The 20275-nt window shown below is 35.8% G+C and carries 14 protein-coding genes; 9 read left to right on the top strand and 5 right to left on the bottom strand.

Features of this window, described 5'->3' with window-relative positions:
- Nucleotides 1-11: 11 nt before the first annotated feature.
- Genes CQA62_RS06240 through gyrA form a run of 3 tightly spaced genes read right to left on the bottom strand, consistent with a single transcriptional unit; the run spans nt 12 to nt 4217 of the window.
- Nucleotides 12-1313 (bottom strand): sigma-54-dependent transcriptional regulator, encoded by a 1302-nt coding sequence (locus CQA62_RS06240; RefSeq protein WP_104725187.1) that lies wholly within the window; start codon nt 1311-1313, stop codon nt 12-14.
- Entirely contained in the window at nt 1310-1756 is a 447-nt protein-coding gene (locus CQA62_RS06235) for a hypothetical protein (RefSeq protein ID WP_104725188.1), read from the bottom strand. The genes CQA62_RS06240 and CQA62_RS06235 overlap by 4 nt, the downstream gene beginning before the upstream one ends.
- The gene (gene gyrA / locus CQA62_RS06230) at nt 1743-4217 is read right to left on the bottom strand and encodes a DNA topoisomerase (ATP-hydrolyzing) subunit A (RefSeq protein ID WP_104725213.1); all 2475 of its coding nucleotides are present in this window, start codon (nt 4215-4217) and stop codon (nt 1743-1745) included. The genes CQA62_RS06235 and gyrA overlap by 14 nt, the downstream gene beginning before the upstream one ends.
- A gap of 190 nt (nt 4218-4407) precedes the next feature.
- Here gyrA and CQA62_RS06225 point away from each other — a divergent pair, with 190 nt between their 5' ends.
- From CQA62_RS06225 to CQA62_RS06205, 5 genes are read left to right on the top strand one after another with little or no spacing between them, the layout of a single operon-like run.
- Nucleotides 4408-4773, top strand: coding sequence for a rhodanese-like domain-containing protein (locus tag CQA62_RS06225; protein ID WP_104725189.1), 366 nt, complete (start codon nt 4408-4410; stop codon nt 4771-4773).
- Nucleotides 4770-6161: a TolC family protein gene (locus CQA62_RS06220; protein ID WP_104725190.1), complete on the top strand. Its 1392-nt coding sequence runs from the start codon at nt 4770-4772 to the stop codon at nt 6159-6161. The genes CQA62_RS06225 and CQA62_RS06220 overlap by 4 nt, the downstream gene beginning before the upstream one ends.
- 9 nt (nt 6162-6170) lie before the next feature.
- Nucleotides 6171-7178, top strand: a complete 1008-nt coding sequence (locus CQA62_RS06215; protein ID WP_104725191.1) for an HlyD family secretion protein — start codon at nt 6171-6173, stop codon at nt 7176-7178.
- Entirely contained in the window at nt 7172-8299 is a 1128-nt protein-coding gene (locus tag CQA62_RS06210) for an ABC transporter permease (RefSeq protein ID WP_104725192.1), read from the top strand. The genes CQA62_RS06215 and CQA62_RS06210 overlap by 7 nt, the downstream gene beginning before the upstream one ends.
- Nucleotides 8296-9477: an ABC transporter permease gene (locus CQA62_RS06205; protein ID WP_158653713.1), complete on the top strand. Its 1182-nt coding sequence runs from the start codon at nt 8296-8298 to the stop codon at nt 9475-9477. Before CQA62_RS06210 ends, CQA62_RS06205 begins: the two co-directional genes overlap by 4 nt.
- Nucleotides 9478-9493: 16 nt before the next feature.
- Here the strand turns inward: CQA62_RS06205 and CQA62_RS06200 are convergent, their stop codons facing one another.
- Both CQA62_RS06200 and flgE read right to left on the bottom strand, forming a co-directional pair.
- Nucleotides 9494-11407, bottom strand: a complete 1914-nt coding sequence (locus CQA62_RS06200) for a motility associated factor glycosyltransferase family protein (RefSeq protein WP_104725194.1) — start codon at nt 11405-11407, stop codon at nt 9494-9496.
- 65 nt (nt 11408-11472) lie between these two features.
- Nucleotides 11473-13617, bottom strand: coding sequence for a flagellar hook protein FlgE (flgE, locus tag CQA62_RS06195; protein WP_104725195.1), 2145 nt, complete (start codon nt 13615-13617; stop codon nt 11473-11475).
- A 139-nt stretch (nt 13618-13756) separates the two neighbouring features.
- Here flgE and recG point away from each other — a divergent pair, with 139 nt between their 5' ends.
- The 4 genes from recG to CQA62_RS06175 are packed head-to-tail and all read left to right on the top strand — an operon-like array spanning nt 13757 to nt 20256.
- The gene (recG, locus tag CQA62_RS06190; protein ID WP_104725196.1) at nt 13757-15592 is read left to right on the top strand and encodes an ATP-dependent DNA helicase RecG; all 1836 of its coding nucleotides are present in this window, start codon (nt 13757-13759) and stop codon (nt 15590-15592) included.
- 22 nt (nt 15593-15614) lie between these two features.
- Complete coding sequence (gene bamA, locus CQA62_RS06185) at nt 15615-17927, top strand: outer membrane protein assembly factor BamA (protein ID WP_232006831.1); 2313 nt, start codon at nt 15615-15617, stop codon at nt 17925-17927.
- Nucleotides 17927-18976, top strand: a complete 1050-nt coding sequence (locus CQA62_RS06180) for a dehypoxanthine futalosine cyclase (RefSeq protein WP_104725197.1) — start codon at nt 17927-17929, stop codon at nt 18974-18976. The genes bamA and CQA62_RS06180 overlap by 1 nt, the downstream gene beginning before the upstream one ends.
- Nucleotides 18973-20256, top strand: a complete 1284-nt coding sequence (locus CQA62_RS06175; protein ID WP_104725198.1) for a M16 family metallopeptidase — start codon at nt 18973-18975, stop codon at nt 20254-20256. Before CQA62_RS06180 ends, CQA62_RS06175 begins: the two co-directional genes overlap by 4 nt.
- Nucleotides 20257-20275: the final 19 nt, after the last annotated feature.

The raw sequence follows: 20275 nt of genomic DNA, 5'->3' as shown, positions 1-20275 counted from the left end.
GGATTTATTTGTCATATTCCATACCTTGCTCTCTTGCTCCTAAGCACCTCTTGGCTCATTCCCAACATTGCACTTGCTCTATGAATATCTCCATTGCATTCTTTAATCACTTCAGCAATCAATTCTCTTTCTAGGTTTTCCATTCTATTCTCTTTACCAAAAATAATTTCGTTTCTCACACCCAAGCACAAATCCTCCTCTTTAATCCACTCTCCCTCACTTAAAATTGTTGCCCTCTCAATCACTGAGAGAAGTTCACGAATATTTCCTGGCCAAGGATACTCCAATAATACTTGTTTTGCTCCATCACTCAGTCTCTTAGACGCAAATCCATAACTTTCACACACCTTCTGCAATTTCCATTCAGACAAAGGAATAATCTCCTCCACCCTATCTTTAAGATTTGGAATCTCAATGGGTAAAGTATTTAAACGAAAAAAGAGATCTTCTCTGAATTGATGATTTTTAATCTTTTCAGCAATATTAGCATTAGTTGCTGAAATCACTCTCACATCAATTTTGATGGGCTTTGCACTTCCTAATCGTGTAATTTCTCTTTCTTGCAAAGCTCGCAGGAGCTTGGCTTGAAGATCTATGGGCATATCCCCAATTTCATCAAGAAAAATACTTCCCCCGTGAGCTTCTTCAAAAAGTCCCATTTTTGTGTTACTTGCATCAGTAAAAGCTCCCTTTTCATAACCAAAAAGCTCAGATTCTAATAGATGTGTAGGAATTGCGGCCATATTGATTGCTACAAAAGGCTTATGAGAGCGTAAAGAGTTTTTATGAATATAGTTTGCAAACACTTCTTTTCCTACCCCACTAGACCCTAAAAGCATCACACTTGCATCTGTTGGAGCAACTTTAAGTGCCTTATTTTTTGCAATTTGAAGTGCAGAAGAGAGAGCAATAAAATCATTTTGTTTATCTTCAAAAGCTTTGTCTTTTTTGATCGCTCTAACTTCTTTAACTTTTTGGCTTCTTTGAATTGCCCCAATCAGATCTTCAATCTCAAAAGGCTTAGTTAAAAAATCTTTAGCTCCAAGTCTTAAGGCTTTAATAGCATTATTAACAGAAGCATTGGCAGTAATCACAACAGCTTCATACTTGCCCCCAAGCAAAGAGAGGAATTCTAATCCATCCATTTGAGGCATATTGATATCTGTCACGACTAAATCAAAGCTCTCATCAAGCTTTTTGAGTGCATCTTTGGGGCCTTTAAAAAGCTCAACTTCAAATTCTGGATAATCTTTGAGCGAGATTTCAAGCGCCTTTCTTAAATTAATATCATCTTCTACAACTGCAACTTTCACTGTTTTTTCTCCAATTTTTCTAAGATTCCAAGATTAATCACCCCATTGTCATATTTGACAATCACACGTTTAGGGGGAATAGAAAAAATAGTTTTACTCCTTGCTTGTAAATCCCTACTGATGACCTCATCATAAATTTTTACACCGCTTGAATACAAACAGTCTAACACTGCTTCTCTATGCGATTTTAACACTTGTTTAATAAAACTTGCCTCATTTTTTTGCCCCTCATACTCACTAGGCAAAATTTTACAGAATTTCAAAACTCTGTATTCTCCATTCTTTATCCCCCTTAATCCCCTATTTTCAATTACTTCTGAGACTTTATATTCTTCGCCCACTAAAAGATCATTTTCCATCTTTGCTTTATATGAAATAATAAATTCTATTTCACTTGCCCCCAATCCTATGCAAAATGCGAGAGCTAAACTACTCTTCTTCATCCTCTAAAAGATCTTCTTGCTTTTCTTCTTTTGGACATCTACTTGCATAAGCTACCTTCTCTCCTGCGACATTAACAATTTTTACCCCACTTGTATTGCGTCCAGCTTCTCGAATCGCTTGAGTATCTACCCTAATCATCTTTCCACTGCTTGTAAGCACCATTAAATCCATATTCTCATCATTAACATTCACAACACTTACAAGTTTGCCTGTTTTAGATGTCAACTTCATTACAATCACTCCCTTTCCAGCCCTGCTTTGAAGTCTATATTCCCCAGCTATAGTTTGTTTTCCAATCCCTAGCTCACTGACTGTAAGAAGCTTATCTTGATCACTGCCAATAGTCACAGCACCAATAACATAATCTTCATTAGCCTTAAACTTAATTCCTGTTACCCCACGAGATACACGACCGATCTCTCGCACTTCATCAATTCCAAATCGGATACACATTCCCTGATATGTTGCAATAAAGAGTTGTTGAACTTGATTATCCACAATCTTTGCAGTAACTAGTTCATCATCCTCATCAAGATTAATTGCTCTTACTCCTACACTTCTAATATTGCTATATTCACTTAAATTTGTTCGCTTAACAATTCCATTTTTAGTAAAGAATACAAGGGATTTATCCTCATTAAAATCTGTTGTAGTAATGGTTGCCATAATTTTCTCATTTTGCTGGATTTGAATGAGGTTAACCACTGCCTTTCCAATTGCTGTTCTTCCTGCTTCTGGAATTTTATAAACTTTGAGCCAATAAAGTTGTCCGCGATTTGTAATAAACATAATCGTATCATGTGTATTTGCTACAAAGAAGCTTTCAATAAAGTCATCATCGTGTGTATTTCCGCTAATCTTACCCTTTCCTCCACGATTTTGCTTCTCATAAATTTTAAGGGGCACACGTTTGACGTAACCTCTATGACTCATTGTTACAACCACTTGCTCATTGGGAATTAAATCCTCTACATCAATAGCATCATAATCATCTTCAAGTTCAGTTCTTCTAGGAGTGCTGAATTTTTCTTTGACCTCCAACAATTCTGCTTTAATAATTTCATTAAGTTTTGCTTCACTTCTAAGAATAGAGTTAAGATACTCAATTTGAGCCAATAATTCAGCATATTCTTGCTCAATCTTATCTCGCTCAAGTCCTGTGAGACGTTGCAATCTCATCTCTAAAATTGCCTTGCTTTGAAGCTCGGAGAGACCAAATCGCTCTATTAAAGCAGTTTTCGCCTCTTCAGCATCTTTGCTATTTCTAATGATTTTAATCACCTCATCAATGTAATCAAGTGCAATTTTTAGGCCCTCTAAAATATGTGCCCTTGCCTTGGCTTTCTCAAGCTCAAAAATTGTTCTTCTAATGACAATAGTTTTTCTATGAGAAATAAAGAGTTTTAAAAGCTCAATGAGAGTAAAAATTTTGGGCTCTTTATTGTTAATGGCTAGGAGAATAATTCCAAATGTTGTCTCCATCGCTGTAGATTTATACAGATGATTAAGCACAATTTCACTCATAGCATCGCGCTTAAGTTCAATAACCACCCTAATCCCCTCTCGATCACTCTCATCTCTAACCTCTGAAATCCCCTCAATCACTTTTTCTTTAGCAAGATCTGAAATCTGCTCTACAAGACGTGCTTTATTGACTTGATAAGGCACTTCATCAATCACAATCACATCTTTTGCCTTAGTGCTTTCAATATGCACCTTAGCCCTTACCTTAATCCGTCCTCTTCCTGTGCGATAAGCCTCAATAATTCCCTGTTTTCCAAAAATAATTCCTCCTGTTGGAAAATCAGGGCCTTTAACAAACTCCATAATTTCATCAAGTTCAACTTCTTTATTATCAATCAAATAAACAAGTGCATCAACAATCTCATCAATACGATGTGGTGGAATAGAAGTAGCCATACCTACAGCAATTCCGCTTGATCCATTAATCAAAAGATTTGGAATACGACTAGGAAGAATATCAGGTTCTTTGAGTGTATCATCATAGTTTGGAACAAAATCAACTGTATCCTTATCAATATCGCGTAAAATCTCTTCACTTGCTTGGGTCATTCTTGCTTCTGTATAACGCATTGCTGCTGCATTGTCTCCATCAATTGATCCAAAATTTCCTTGACCATCAACAAGCTCAAGTCGCATTGAGAAATCCTGTGCCATTCGCACAAGTGCATCATAAACTGCTGTATCTCCGTGAGGATGATACTTTCCTATTACATCTCCAACAATCCTTGCACTCTTTTTATAGGCCGATCTAGAGGTTACTCCAAGTTCATGCATCGCATATAAGATTCTACGATGAACTGGTTTTAATCCATCTTTTGCATCAGGCAAAGCCCGTCCTACAATGACACTCATTGAATAATCAAGATAGCTTTCCTTGATTGAATCATCAATGCAAATATCCACAATTTCACTATGATCAAGCAAATTTTCTGACATCTCCAAACATACTCCAAAAATAAATATAATTTTGTTTTTATTATTTTATGCAAAAAGACAGGGTTTTAAACATTTTATTTTCGATATTTGGTGTAAAATTAATTTTTTAATTCTTATATTTAAGTTTTTTTTTATAAAAATATTAAAGATAAGAAAATATTAGATTTCACACAGGAATGATTAAAAAGCAATGGGAAAAGATATACTCAAGAAAATTTTAAAGCAACAAAATCATCCCAGTCTAGCTCTTAAGGTAGATTTAGAAAATCTTAAGATAGAAGAATATATTGTTGTGGATGTTCGAACGCCCAGCCTCTATATCACCACTCCACATATTCAAAATTCTTATAATATTCACAACCTCTCAATGCTTCAAGATTTCTGCCAACAACATCAAAATCAAAAGATTCTTCTTGTGTGTAATGGGGGATTAGAAAGCGCGAAATATGGAACACTTCTTGTAGAAAATGGATTAAAAAATATCTTTTATCTTGATGAATACTTACAAATTATTGAAGAAAAAATTCCTCTAGAATATCCTAAGGAGGCAAAATGAAAAAAAGTATTTTAGCTTTTGGATTATGTTTATTTTTAAATGCTCAAGAACTTAGTTTTTCTCATGCTTGGCAACTTGTTTTAACCAATAATCATGCAATTAAGGCAAGCAGTATTGCTGTGGCAAAATCAGAGAAACTCAATGATGCCAATACAATGCTTTATCTGCCAAAAATTGATCTTAGTGTCAGCTATGCTTATTTAGGAGACCCTATAAGTTTAGATACAAAAGAGCTTTTAGGTGGGACGCTAAATCATCTTTCACAAAGTGCCTCTCAAATTCCTACTATAGGTCCAGGAATTAGCTCAGCAATTAATAAAATCAAAGACAATCTCACCCCCCTAGAATTGAGTAATCAAAATGTTGTAATGGCTTCGGTTAAAATCCTCTACCCTCTCTATGCAGGAGGAGCAATCAAAGCAGCTAATGAATTAGGAAAACTTGCACTCAAAGATGCAAAAGAAGCCCTAAGGATAAAAACGCTCTCTACATTTGAAAAACTTGCTGGAATCTACTATGGGGTCGTTCTTAATGAAGCTATGTTTCAAACTCTCCAAGAGGTTGAAAATGGTCACAAGATTCACCTTGAAAATGCAAAAAAACTTCAACAAGCTGGACAAATTGCAAAGATTGAGGTACTTTCAGCTCAAGTAGCCTATAATCGTGCCAAAAACGACACTCTTAAAGCTAAAGACTCCTTAGAAGTTGCACAACTTGCGCTCCAAACTATCCTTTCTGATGAAAAGTCTGCCTATAAACCTAGTGCCAAGCTTGGAATTAGCACCAATTCTAAAATTCCCCCTCTTCAAAGTATCCTCAATCAAACTTTAAATTCTTACCCCTTACTTAATCAAGTCAAAATCAAAGAAGAACAAGCCCACGAAGCACTTAAACTTGTTGCCTCTAAGTTTATTCCACATTTTGCACTCCTTGGAAGTTATACCTATCATCGTCACAATTCAATCCTTGGGAGCTCGATGCCAAGCTGGTATGTGGGTGTGGGAATGACAATGCCGTTGCTTGATAATACAGGCTCTTATCAAAAATTCCAAGCAAGCAAAATTGCTCAACTTGAAGTTTCGCAAATCAAAGCTCAAGCCATCAAAGATATTTCTCTTTTGGTAGAGAAAACCTATAAAGAAGCTCTTCAGGCCAAAGAATTTTATTTTGTACTCAACTCTTCCATCGCCCTTGCACAGGAAAATCTCAAACTCCAAGAAGAGGCCTTCAAACAAGGAATGGGGACAAGTACTAAAGTTGTAGATGCGAGAAATCTGCTCTCAAAGGCCAAAATTGAACAACAAAGCATTGCATACAAATATATTCTCTCAATTGCTAAGCTTATGGCACTCAGTGATCAAATCCAAAACTTTGAGCAATACCAATAAGGAGAAAAGATGAAAAAAGTCATACAAATCGTCATTTTACTCATTGGAGTAGCAAGCATTGCAGCTTGGCTATCTCTTAGCTTTTATAAAGCCTATCAGCCTCAACCTCAAATCCTTCAAGGGCAGATTTCAGCACGGGAATACAATGTCTCAAGTAAGATTGCTGGAAGAATTGCAGAAGTATTTGTCAATAAAGGAGACATGGTTAAAAAAGGGGATCTGATTTATACTATCCACTCTCCAGAGCTTGAGGCAAAATTAGAACAAGCAAAGGCAGGATATGAAGCTGCAAAAGCAATCAATGCCGAAACCCAAAAAGGAGCGAGAGAACAGCAAATTCTCTCAGCCAAAGACCTATGGCTAGGTGCAAAAACAATGCGTGAGTTGGCTGAAAAAACTTATAAAAGAGTACAAAATCTTTATCAAAGTGGAGTGGTAAGTCTTCAAAAAAGAGATGAGGCCTATGCAACCTATGAAGGGGCAAAACTCAAAGAAAATACAGCCTATCAACAATACCAACTTGCACTTGAGGGTGCGAGCAAAGAAACCAAAAAAGCAGTGGAAGAAAAAGAAAAAGTAGCTGCTGGAAGTGTTGCCGAAGTTGAGGCTTATGCTAAAGACACTCAAGCCCTAGCCCCTGCAGATGGAGAAGTAAGCAATATCTTACTTCATAGTGGAGAACTTGCTCCAAGTGGGTTTCCCGTTGTTCTTTTGGCCGATATGAATGATGCATACTTAAGATTAAATATCACGGAAGATAAACTTAAAGATTTCAAAAAAGGTGCGACATTTCAAGGCTATATCCCTGCACTTGATATCACAACAACTTTTCAAGTTACCTTTGTTTCTGTAATGGGTGATTTTGCGACATGGAAGAGCAACTCTGATAAAAAAGGTTATGATATTAGAACTTTTGAAATCAATGCCAAGCCTACAACACCGATTAAAGATCTAAGAATTGGAATGAGTGTGATTGTGTATGAAAAAAATCAAAAGGCTAAAATGTCATCATGGTAAAAGAGATTAAAAGGGATTTGCTCTCTTTATTTAAAAGTCCCTTCTCACTTTTTATTCTTCTTATTCCAGCACCTCTTATTGCGGTGTTACTCTATTTTACCTTTGGAAGTGGGGCATTATATAAAATGCCCATTGGCATTATCAATCAGGATCAAACCCTCACTTCCCAAGATATCATTCTCTCACTTGATGCTTCTGTAAGTGTCAAAGTCATCAAAGAATACGAAGATTTGCAAGATGCAAAGGAAGATTTAAGAAATGCAAAGATTTTTGCCTTGCTCATTTTACCCTATGGGCTTCAAAGTAATTCTAAAAAAGGTATCCCCACCTCTATCCCGCTTTATTACAATGCTCAATTCCTCTTAGTGGCCAAGACCTTGCAATCAAAAATTATGCAAATTATTGCAACCCATAATGTCAAGCTTAAAATGGCAAAAAATCTTGTAGAAAATAAAACTTTTATTGGGGCTTTGAGTAAATCCACCCCTATTATGCAGCAAATCACAGCACTTTATAATCCTGACAGTAGCTACTCTCAATTTCTTCTTACAGCTATTTTCCCTTGCTCTCTTGTAATTTTAGTTTGTGCTTCTTTGCTTAATGCACTCATCAGAGATCCTCGGAGCGCATTCAAAGAAAAGGTAGAAATAGGAGAAATGCTTAGTGTGCTTTGTGCTAAAGTGTTTAATAATACTATTTTTTATTTAGGGTGGTGGTTTTTGATGATGCTCTTTTTTACTTATATTATGGATTTGCCAATGAGAGGGGAATGGTGGATACTTTGGCTTGGAGCACTTATAATGATTTTGGCCTATAATGCAATCACACTCTTTATTTTTGCCATTGCAAAAGAGAGCACAAGAGCAATCAGTTTTATCAGCGTATATTCTGCACCAAGTTTTGCCTTTGCTGGAATTACATTCCCCACAAATAGTATGAACACCTTTGCTCTGTTTTGGAGTGCGCTATTGCCTGTAAGTTATTATTTACAGCTCTATATTCAACAAGCAAATTATGGTGGGAGCATTGCAATGGCGCTTAAAATCTGTTTTTCAATGCTTCCCTTTATGCTTTTTGGACTTATTGGAGCAGTCATTTATACTCTTAGGGGATGCAAATGAAGCTTTTTAGCACTCTTAAAAGTGAAGGGGCGAGATTAATCAAAAATATCTCGGTTTTAACTGTATGCATTCTTGGTCCTTTGGTATATTTCCTTCTCTATCCCACTCCTTATGAAAATGATATTGTGCGAAACCAAAAGATTATCATTATTGATAAAGACAATACTCAGCTCTCAAGAAATCTAGCTTTTCTTGCAAATTCTAGCTCAGAAGTACAGGTCAAAGGCTATACTACTTCTCTTAAAGAAGCTAGGGAGCTTTTAGAAAAGGGGGATATTTTTGGAATCCTCTATATCCCCAAAGGATTTGAAAAGGAAGCATATTTACAATCTGCTCCCACCCTTGCCTTCCTTGCAAACTCATCATATTTTCTAATCTATGGTTCTATCATTAATGGACTTTATCAAGCCACACAAGAACTCAATCCCCAGATTAAAATCAAGCAACAAATTCTTTATGGAGATTATGCACTCAAGGGGAGTGATTATGCTCTGCAAAAAGACTTGCTTCTTTTAAATTCTTCTCCCTTATTTAATCCTTCTCTTGGATATATCAACTATGCTTTGGCTGCAGTTTTTATAGTCATTCTGCATCAAATGCTTATTGTGGGAATGGGAATTTTTGGAGCTTCATATTCTTATGGAGCAAATACACCTATTCTCTCAATTTTGCTTTCTAGAATGATTTTATTTGGCTTAATTTGCATTGCACTTTTTGCCTTTTATTTTGGCTTTGGATTTTCCTATTATGGAATCCATCATCATGCAAGTATTCAAGACTTTTGGCTCTTTGCTTTAGGGTTTATCTTCTCTATCCTAGCTTTTGGGAATTTTTTTGGCTGCATTATTGCTAAGCCCTATCAAGCAACTATCATCATTTTACTCTCTTCTTTGCCATTAATTTTTTTACTTGGATTTATTTGGCCGCTTGAAGCTATTCCTGCACCTATTAAAACTTTTGTGCAATTTATCCCTGTTTTTCACGGTGTTAATGCCCTTTTACGTTTGAATGAAATGGGGGCAGATTTTCAATCTATTTTTCATTACTTTAAGAATCTTCTTATTTTAGGTGTGTTTTATACTCTGCTTTCCTATCTTGTGATATTCCTACGCACGCGATGTGATTTTTCTTTACAAAATGGCTTCTTCAATCTCTTTAAAAAACCAAAAAATTCCTAAAGAAGTAAAAAGAGGCCTAAGTGATTGCCATAAGCGAACATTTCATCACACATTTATCTAATGCCTCAGAAATAAACTTTGTGCATTGAGAATACAAGCTTGAGAGATCATTGTGGGGATAATGCAAGGAGCACATCATCAAAGTTTGAAGCAAATGATAGACACTGCCCTCAATCATCACCCCTATCTTTGGATGACTTGCACTGCAAGAAAAGCACAAATGATTAATCTTGTCGATTCGTTCAAAAAGCTCTTTTTTGCTTTTAAGAGGTTTGTTGAGCTCAGCTTTAATGACTTGAAGAAAATCTCTCATCTCTTGGGAATAGGCATTAAGAGAAAAATCAGAGTTTTGAGGGATAAAACTAGCCTTAAGCTGTGCAATGGCTCTTCTTTTATCTTTACTCTTAAGCTCAAAGTCTCCCATCTTTGCACTTAAACTTCCCTCAATATATGCCCCACTTCCTAGATTAATAGCTGTTTTGGGTTTGTAGTAAGAAATAGCCAAAGCCATCATCTTAGCAGAGAGGGAATAAAGAGAGGTAGAAAACACTCTTTTATCTTGATTTCCCCTCACTTCAAAAGCATCTTGAGGAATTTCCTTTCCCTCAACTCCATAATAACTTCCCTGTGCATGCTTACTCTCCCCCTCAATATATCCACAATCTAGCCCACATAAAATCACATCACTTCCAAAAGCCGATGCCAAAGCCACTCCAGCATTTCCCACAAAAGGAGAACTTAGCTCTAAGACAAAACTATGATCTAAAAGATATGAACTTCCACTTCCTCCCCTCATAAACAAATACGCCTCTTTAGCTAAAGCAATGGCATTAGGATTAACCATATTTCCACAAATTAATGGTGTATCGTCCAAAGGTGCTTCTTCTAGCACGCTTTTAAGATAATCAATCCTCTCAATCTCTATTTGAAAATCAGGAGAGATTCCATGTATTTTAAGAACTTTAAGTGCCGTCCCACAGCTAAAAATAATCATTTTTGAAATATTCTCTTTGATAAAAGGAATAAGATGATTTAAACTTGCACCATTTCCAACCACACAAATAGGCATATCAAGACGTTTTGGCTTTTGGAGAATCGGATAAGCGAGATTTTTAAGTGTATTTGCAAACCCCTTGCTTTCATCCTCAAAACTCCCCCACCCTCTTGCATTTTGAGCATAGCATTCATACACCAAAGTTTTAGCTGCTGCAATCTTGGGAGAATCATAAAGAGAGAGTTCAAGTCTTAAAAAATTATTAGTAATTTTATGCGTTTCAAAGTAATGAGCAATAATATCTTTACTTATAAGATTTTGCACAAAAAGATAGCAAGAATGTGGAGAAACTTGTGCAAAAAGAGCTTCATAATCTATAAAATAACAAGAGATTCTAAAAAAATCCATTTCTTCTTCAAAGAATAATAATGAATGAAAATACTTCCCCTCCTCTCTTAAAAACTCCAAAAACAATCCGCCCAAACACCCAAAAAGTGTTGTACTAGGCAAAAAATCTGAACTTAAATGAAACTCTCCCACTCCCCCCATCTCATCTAAAACCTTAATCATCTTATTACAGGCTTGTGCAGTAATGGGAAAGGTGTCAATATCCATTGTTCTTAAAAATAAAGAATTATTATTAATCTTCCACTTGGGGTGATTAAGTGGTGAATTTGCTAAATCCAAATGCACTTCAAGCATACTAGATTGATTATCTACATAAGGATAGACAAAGGATTTTTCAACCAAATGAATAATATTTATTCCCCTATGATCAAAAAAGAGATTATAGTTTTGGGGTGGAGCGATAAGTTCTTGGTAGAGTTTTTGATTTTGAATAGAAAAAAATTCAAGATTTCGTATAAAACGAGAAGAGATTTCTTGCTCAATTTCTTGCTGTGAGCCATATTTTAAAATATGAGAGAGAGTTCGCATCTATCACCTTCAGCTAAAAAGATAAAACTATTGTAGCCAAAGATCATAGAGCAATACCCCAAAGCTTATTGCTTGAGGCTAAGAAGAGTGTTGAGGATTTGATCTGATGTCGTTACAGCCTTAGAATTGGCTTGGAATCCTCTTTGGGTAACGATAAGCTGAGTAAGACTTCTTGAAAGATCCACATTACTCATCTCAAGCTTATTTCCTGATACCCCCCCTCTTCTTCCTGTATTAGGTGCCCCAATAAGCGGAGTTCCAGAGTTAGCACTTCTTGAGAAGAGATTGCTTCCATCAGCTTGAAGTCCAGAGTTATTTGCAAAGTTTGCTAAAGCTACTTGCGCTAAAGCAATACTTCTCCCATTGCTAAAAGCTCCCAGTAAATTTCCATTATTATCAAACCTAATGTCTGCTAAATCCCCTGCTTGGTATCCATTTTGATCAATGGCATAAGTTTCAGATATTTTATCCACACTTGTTAGGCCATCAAAGGCTTTATTAGATCCAAAAGCTAGATCAATTCTTTGAGGAGTTTTTGCACCATTTTGAGGTTCAAATTCCAAAACTGGAGGATAAATTCCCGCCAAACTTCCATCACCATTAAATGTTACCCTTCCGCCTTCAAAAATATTAGGATACGCCTCACTTGCACCCACAATTTTTGCAGGACTTGGCACAACCGCGCGGAAATTCCACTCTAATGGCCCACTTTTATAAAATTCAATTCTTACATTATGCTTGGACCCAAGAGAATCAAAAATATCAATACTTGCATTATGCACTGCCTTTGTAATGCGCTCAGAAGTTGTGGCTCTGCCTCCTTCAAGAAGTGCTGAAGTATTCATTGATGCCATAACATCACGGAAGAGAACATTGCTTGCAACATTATCAGAGCTATATGCTGTAACAAGGACACTCATTGTGTCATCAACACCATTTCCATCATCTTTATTTAAGATTTCAAACATTCCATACTTGTTGATTGTAACTGCAATACTTGAGGTGCTATCTTTATAAGGTCCATCTGGATTTTTAACCATATTGGCATCATGTTGCATAAGTTCTCTGAGTTGCTCTGTTGTTTTAAATTGTCCAGTTGTAAAATCAGGATCATTGTTTGTAGTGTATTTGTATCGAAAGGAAGTAATATCTGCATCACCATTAGCAAAATTTGCAAATACCCCTGTTCCTGAATCTGTAACGATAATGTTTTTAAGGTTTTCATTTCCTTCCATATCGTTTTTATTTTCAAGTCTTAAGACCCCTGCATCAATATAGGCTGTAATTCCTGTTTGTTCTGTTGCAGCATTAATTGCATCTTTTGCAGCGACCAAACTTGTAATACCGCTTACATTAGAATCATTGCTAAAACTGATTAAAGCTCCATTTAGTCCAAGTGTGCTCACACCCTTACTCTCTACAACCTCACGAAGCATCTTTGAATTTTTATAACTTACCCAAATTCCTTGATCTTCAGAAAGTCCTAGAGCGTTCCCCTCGGCATTAAAAAGCACTCCCATATCCTCGCCAATTTGTTGGATTTTAAAATTTGAATCATATACAGGATTACTTCCATCAGCTTTAGTTCTCACAGCAGAATCAAGCATTGCAATACTATCCATTTGCTCGATCTTTCGCCCTGAATTAAGATTTGCACGAAGAGAAATTGATGAAGAAGATTTTGCTGGCATTACCATTCCTGGGTCAATTTGGATACCTTTAATAGGTCCAGTATTATCAACTGTGAAGATATTATGATCATTAAGATTATCAAGATCATTCCCTCTTGTCCACCCTTGGACAACATATCCATTTGTTGTAACTAAATTTCCATTAGCATCAAAGAGGAATTCTCCATTTCGAGTAAATTTTTGTGTTACGCCCTTATCTGAACTCACCACAAAAAATCCTTCTCCCTCAATGGCAAGATCCGATTTAACATCAGTATTTTGCATACTTCCTTGAGAATAGATTCGTGTTGTAGCTCCAATTCCTACTCCAAGCCCCACAGATTTGTCATTTTGTCCTCCAAGACCACTACTTAGTGGAGAAGTCGCTGCATTTCCAACTTGAGAGAGCATATCTGTGAAAGAAGCTCTTGAATATTTAAATCCAACGGTATTGACATTGGCAATATTATTACTCTCCACATCAAGAGCAACTTGGTGGGCTTGCATCCCACTCACACCTGACCACAATGATCTAAGCATTTTTCATCCTTCATTCAAAAATTTTGTAAAGTTTTCAAGCAAAGAGCATTCCAATTTTTAAATTTCAAAAAGAGAGATCTAAAGGAAATACTTAGTTCTTAATGTCTTGCTACAATTTGGTAAAAACTTAAGAGAATTAATGCAAACAATATTAAAAAAATATTACCTTAATAGTATTTTAGAAGCACTCACTATAACTCCAAATACCTATGAAAACCTCCTTATCGTTCGCTCCTTAAAGATCTTGCCTATACAAGGTGTTTTTGAAGTGCACATTCACTCTCACAAAAAAACTCCCAAAACTCTTAAAATCTCTGCAACTCTCAATGCTTTTTCTCAACCCCTAGAAATCACAATCTTTCATCCCAAACGTTTTCACACCACTCTTTTTCCTCTCCATTCCACCTTGTATATATATGGGGTACTTGAAAGAAAAATAGGATTAGAAATGATTCAGCCAAAAGTTGTGAAAGAATTTGGAAAAATTGTACCCATTTTTGAAAAGAGCAAAAAAGCTATGATGCAAGAGCTGCTCCCTTTTATCAATCAAGAAACCTTAGAACATTCTTTAATCCCTAAAGAATTGATCTTGCCACTTCTAGAGATTTTCCACCCTACTGCAAAATTCTTCTATGAATTTATGCATTCTAAGGGTTTTCCCCTACCCCATCTTAGGGCATTAAAATTTGTTGAGATTTTTAATTATCTCCAAGGGTTGAGCAAGAAAAAAACTTATTTTCCTGCAAAAGTGCAATGCAGTGGCGATCTTGAAACATTTATACACTCTCTTCCTTTTTCTCTTACAAAAGGGCAAAAACAAGCACTAGAAGAAATTAAGCAAGATTTTGCCTCGGGCATTGCGAGTAAAAGATTAATCATGGGGGATGTAGGGAGTGGGAAAACATTGGTCATTTTAGGATCAGTTGTGATGGCATATCCACACAAATGCATTCTTATGGCCCCTACAACTATTCTTGCAACCCAGATTTATGAAGAAGCCCTAAAATTTCTTCCCTCTTATATTAGGGTTGGATTATTTTTAGGGGATAGTAAAAGCAAAAAACAAAGTTATCAAGATTTTGATTTTATTATTGGTACCCAAGCTTTAATTCATAGAGAAGATGATCTTAAAGACTTTGCACTTGTGATGAGTGATGAACAACATCGTTTTGGCACGCAACAAAGATTTTTTCTAGAAAAGCTTGCAAGCACTCAAGGCAAAAAACCTCATATTTTGCAATTTTCTGCCACACCCATCCCTCGTACAATGGCAATGCTTCAATCTGATCTTATCTCTCATACCTTTATTAAAGACACACCTTTTAAAAAAGATATCACCACCTCCATCCTCTACAAACATGATTTTTCCTCACTGCTCACTCATATCAAAAATGAGATTGCTCTCAATCATCAAATTGCCATTGTTTATCCTCTAGTTGAGGAGAGTGAAAACTTTACCTACACTTCTCTTAAGGAGGGGGAGGGATATTGGAGAAAACATTTTGAGAAAGTGTATTGCACCAATGGAGCAGATAAAGAGAAAGAAAAAATTTTGCAAGAATTTAAAGAGAGGGGCAATATTCTACTTGCAACAACACTGATTGAGGTGGGCATTTCACTTCCAAGACTAAGCACAATTGTCATTGTTGGGGCGGAACGAATGGGATTGGCCACACTTCATCAGCTTAGAGGAAGAGTCAGTAGAAATGGATTAAAGGGATATTGCTTTCTTTTTACTTATTCTCTAAACAATCAACGTCTTAAAGACTTTGTCAAAACTAAAAATGGCTTTGAAATTGCAGAGCTTGATTTAAAATATCGTAAAAGTGGGGATTTACTCGATGGAGAGAGACAAAGCGGAAATGAGTTTAATTTTTTTAATCCAAGTGAAGATGAGGAAATTTTAAAATTAGCCAAAGAAGTCCTTGAATTGTCCAAAAACCCTAAAAAGCAAGATATAATAAAAGGCTTATAATAAAACAATTTTTGGAATTCAGGTGAAATTTTTTAGGTTTTTTATTTTCTTGCATATATTTTTAACCCCAATTTTTGCCCAACAAGCACCTTTGCCACCTAAAATTACAAAGGAGAAAAAAGGCGAGATTGTAAAGTCTATCCAATATCATAATATCGTTTATATTTCTAATATTATTGCCAATGATATCGCCTCTATTCCTACTGGTGAACCCCTTGATTATAAAGCATTGGATCGTGCAATTATTGCTTTTTATGATCAAGGATACTTTGAAGATATTTATACAACATTTGAAAATGGTGTGCTTAATTTTTATTTCAAAGAAAAGCCACGCATTGGAAGCATTGAAATTAAAGGTTATGGGAATGAATCTGATCGAACAGCCCTAATTGAGCAATTAGGCTTAAAACGAGGGGACATGTTTGATGATATTAAACTCAATAAAGCCGAGCAAACCATCAAGGCAATTTTGGAACAAAAAGGCTATTATGGAAATGTAATTGAATTTAGCTCTACTCCAATTGCTAAAAGCAATGCTTATAATCTTACAATCAATATTAATCAAGGGAATGAAATTGTTATACAAAAAGCAATTTATGAAGGAAGAGAGCAGTTAAGTGTTGGTGATATTGAAGAGCTTACAGCCAACAAAGAAAAAGACTTTCTAGGTTGGATGTGGGGCTTTAATGATGGGAAACTCCACCTTAATGAGCTCGAATATGATTCTTTAAGAATCCAAGATGCTTATATGAGAAAGGGGTTTTTAGATGCGCAAATCTCCTCACCCTTTTTAAGCGTAAACTTCAATGACTACAATGCAACACTCTTTTACAAAATCACCGAGGGGATTCGCTACAGGGTCTCAGGCATTAAGATCATTCTTGAAACACCCGTGATTGAAGAAAGTGTCCTTTATGAAGGATTGAAACTTAAAAAGGGAGAGTATTTTGATGTTCAAAATCTTAGAGCAGATATGGAGAGCATTAAGACTAAGGTTGCAGATATTGGCTATCCCTTTGCCAATGTCAATCCTGACTTGGATAAAAAAGATAGTGAAGTGGAGATTATCTATTATGTGAGTGCAGGTAAAAAGGTCTATATCAATGATGTGATTATCTCAGGCAATACAAGAACTGAGGATAGAATTATTCGTCGTGAAATTCTTCTTGCACCTGGAGATCTCTATAATCTTACTTTACTTAGACAATCAGAAAATGCTCTAAGACGATTAGGATTTTTTGAGAGTGTTAAAATTGATACACGTAGAATTAGCGATGATTCAATGGATCTTATTGTTACAGTGAGTGAAACACGAACCGGAGAATTGATGTTTGGTTTGGGTTATGGAAGTTATGATGGGATTACAGTGAATGCTTCTGTAAGAGAGAGAAATTTATTTGGAACGGGCAATAGTGCGCAAGTGTATATGGATATCTCCAAAAAACGTCAACTTTATAATATTGGTTTTACAAATCCTAGAATCTTTGATAGTCGCTACAGTGCATCTTTTGAAATTTTTAGAAGCTCATATACAGATTGGAACTATACAGAGAATAATACAGGATTTAGCATTGGCGTAGGACGATTATTGACTAATAACCTAAGGTTTAATCTCACTTATAATATCAGTCGTGCACAAATTAATGACTTTGGCAATAGCACTTATGAAACATTCTATGGTTATCTTTATAAAGGAAATTTTCAGCCTTGGAAGAGCTCGATTACTCCAAGCCTTAGTTTTGACAATACCGATGATTACTACTTCCCTAAAAACGGTATCATTGCCTCAATGTATCTAGAATATGCTGGAATTGGGGGAGATGAACGCTATACAAAACTCTATGGAAAATTTGCGATCTATCATCATCTTAAAACATGGCTTGGGCTTGATTTGATTGGACGATATAAAGCCCAATCTGGATATGTATTTGATGAAGGATTTACACCCACAACTAATTTCTTCTCTATGGGAGGAATTAGCACAGTTAGGGGTTATCAAAGTGGATCACTCTCCCCTTCACCCATAGGTGCAGAAGGATTTTATGTTGGAGGAAACTATATGTTTACAAACTCCCTAGAGCTTAGTTATGGGCTTTTTGAATCTTTACAGATGAGAGTTTCTGCATTCTATGATTTTGGTTTGATTGGAAACCATAAGCGAAATATTGCTCCATTTGTTTTAAGTAATGATCCTATCATACGTCAATCTGCAGGGCTTGCAATTGAATGGGTGTCTCCTATTGGACCTATTGTCCTAGTCTTTCCTTGGGCAATTAATCCAAAACCCTCAGATAAAACATCTAACTTTGAATTCACAATGGGAACGAGATTTTAATGAAACGCTATACACAACAAGAAATTTTACAAATGCTTCAAAACACACCTCTTAAACAACTAGGAAGAATGGCTAATGAGGTGCGAAAAATTCTTCATCCTGATGGGATTACAACTTTTATTGTAGATAGAAATATCAACTACACCAATATCTGCTGGGTAGATTGTAAATTTTGTGCTTTTAAACGACGTATTGATGAAGATGGCATTTACATTTTAAGTTTTGAAGAAATTGATCAAAAAATCGATGAGCTTTTAGCTATTGGTGGGACACAGATTCTCTTCCAAGGAGGGGTGCATCCCAAATTAAAAATTCAGTGGTATGAAGATCTGGTTTCTCATATTCATAAAAAGTATCCCAACATTACTATTCATGGATTTTCAGCCATTGAAATCAACTATATTGCAAAAATCTCTAAAATCCCTATCTCAGAAGTTCTCTTAAGATTGCAAAAAGTGGGGCTTAGCTCTATTCCAGGTGCTGGAGCAGAAATTTTAAGTGATAGAATCCGCGACATTATTGCACCTAAAAAACTCTCAACAAAAGAATGGCTAGAGGTGCATGCAGAGGCCCATAAGATCGGTATGAAAACTACAGCTACAATGATGTTTGGAAGCGTTGAGAGTGATGAGGATATTATTGAACATCTCAATCATATTAGAGAGCTTCAAGATGAATTTGGGGGATTTAGAGCATTTATTCTTTGGAGTTTTCAACCCTCCCACACTCCTCTTAAAGCCCAATTTCCTTATCTTCACTCAGCAAGCTCCAATCGCTATCTACGACTTCTTGCTATCTCAAGACTCTATCTTGATAATTTTAAAAATATCCAAAGCTCTTGGGTAACCCAAGGCAGTCATATTGGGCAGTTGGCTCTACTTTTTGGAGCCAATGATTTGGGAAGCACGATGATGGAGGAAAATGTTGTTTCTTCTGCAGGAGTGAGCAACTCTATGAATATTTCTGAAATGATTTCATTAATTAAAGATTTGGATCTTAAACCTGCAAAAAGGAATACAGCCTATCAAATTATACAGGAGTATCAATGAGAAAACTTTTTTTATCATTATGTCTTTTAGGAGGAATTATGTTTGGTGCAAGTATTAAAAGTATCACAATTTCAGGGGTAGAAATTCCCCTTATTTATGAGAAAAGTTCTATTATCCCTACAGGTATGATTCAACTCATTTTCGCAAACTCTGGAAGTGCATATTGTGAAGAAACCCCTGGGATTGCCTCTCTAAGTGCTTCAATTTTAAATGAAGGAACAAAAGAGCTTGGTGGTGTAGAGTTTGCAAGAGGACTTGAAGAAAAGGCAATTACACTGTATGCTTCAAGCTCACAAGAGTTTTTAGAATTTACTCTCTCTTTCCTCAAAGAGGAAGAGGATCATTCACTTAAATTTCTCTCCATGCTTCTTAATTCTCCCAATCTCTCTGCCAATGCTCTTACAAAAGTCAAGGATCAAGCTTTGGCTTCATTACTTGCAAAAGAAAGTGATTTTGATTATTTAGCCAGCAGTGGTCTTGCTCAACTTCTTTTTAAAAATACTCCATTACAATACCCATCAAGAGGAACAATTTCTTCAATCCAAGGGATTACCTTAGAGCAAATTAGAGCATTTTTGAAAAAATCTCTCACTCTCAATCATCTTTATATTGTTATTGGTGGAGATTTAGACATTGATGCAACCAGTGCTAAACTTGTGCAAATTCTTCAAAAGCTACCTATAGGAGAGGTTAAAAATTTTGCCTCCTTTAAAGTTAGTTCCACCCCACAAACAAAAACTCAATATAAGCAAACTGAACAAGCTTATATTTATTTTGGCTCTCCTTTTAATCTCAAGGATTATCAAGAGGAAGCCCATAAAGCAAAAGTGATGAGCTTTATTCTTGGAGCAAGTGGTTTTGGATCAAGAATGATGGAGGAAATTCGTGTAAAAAATGGACTTGCATATTCAGCCTATATGAAAGTCAATCTCTCCAAACTCGTTAATTATGCAAGTGGCTATTTACAAACAAAAATCTCAAACCAAAACCAAAGCATTGAACTTGTTAAAAAAGTGATTTCAGACTTCGTGGAAAATGGGGTAACACAAGAGGAGCTTGATAGTGCAAAAAAATTCTTACTTGGCAGTGAACCTCTTAGAAATGAAACCCTCAATCAACGTCTAAACACTGCATTTTCATACTATTATCGAGGATTAAATCCTGATTATAGTAAAGAAGAATTAGAAAAAATCAATAATCTCACTCTTGAAGATCTCAATGCTTTTATTAAAGATCATAAGGAAATTTTAGATCTAAGCTTTAGTATTATTACGCAATAATTCTGCCTAAAATCTTTCT

It is taken from the genome of Helicobacter cholecystus, from assembly GCF_003364215.1.
In the GTDB taxonomy this organism is placed as follows: Bacteria; Campylobacterota; Campylobacteria; order Campylobacterales; family Helicobacteraceae; genus Helicobacter_G; species Helicobacter_G cholecystus.
This window is presented reverse-complemented; position numbering and strand designations above follow the sequence as displayed.

Coding starts and splice junctions, on each gene's coding strand:
- CQA62_RS06200 (WP_104725194.1), bottom strand. CDS start 11,407: ATGCGAACTCTCTCTCATATTTTAAAATATGGCTCACAGCAAGAAATT.
- CQA62_RS06215 (WP_104725191.1), top strand. CDS start 6,171: ATGAAAAAAGTCATACAAATCGTCATTTTACTCATTGGAGTAGCAAGC.
- CQA62_RS06210 (WP_104725192.1), top strand. CDS start 7,172: ATGGTAAAAGAGATTAAAAGGGATTTGCTCTCTTTATTTAAAAGTCCC.
- flgE (WP_104725195.1), bottom strand. CDS start 13,617: ATGCTTAGATCATTGTGGTCAGGTGTGAGTGGGATGCAAGCCCACCAA.
- CQA62_RS06205 (WP_158653713.1), top strand. CDS start 8,296: ATGAAGCTTTTTAGCACTCTTAAAAGTGAAGGGGCGAGATTAATCAAA.
- CQA62_RS06180 (WP_104725197.1), top strand. CDS start 17,927: ATGAAACGCTATACACAACAAGAAATTTTACAAATGCTTCAAAACACA.
- gyrA (WP_104725213.1), bottom strand. CDS start 4,217: ATGTCAGAAAATTTGCTTGATCATAGTGAAATTGTGGATATTTGCATT.
- CQA62_RS06225 (WP_104725189.1), top strand. CDS start 4,408: ATGGGAAAAGATATACTCAAGAAAATTTTAAAGCAACAAAATCATCCC.
- CQA62_RS06235 (WP_104725188.1), bottom strand. CDS start 1,756: ATGAAGAAGAGTAGTTTAGCTCTCGCATTTTGCATAGGATTGGGGGCA.
- CQA62_RS06175 (WP_104725198.1), top strand. CDS start 18,973: ATGAGAAAACTTTTTTTATCATTATGTCTTTTAGGAGGAATTATGTTT.
- CQA62_RS06220 (WP_104725190.1), top strand. CDS start 4,770: ATGAAAAAAAGTATTTTAGCTTTTGGATTATGTTTATTTTTAAATGCT.
- recG (WP_104725196.1), top strand. CDS start 13,757: ATGCAAACAATATTAAAAAAATATTACCTTAATAGTATTTTAGAAGCA.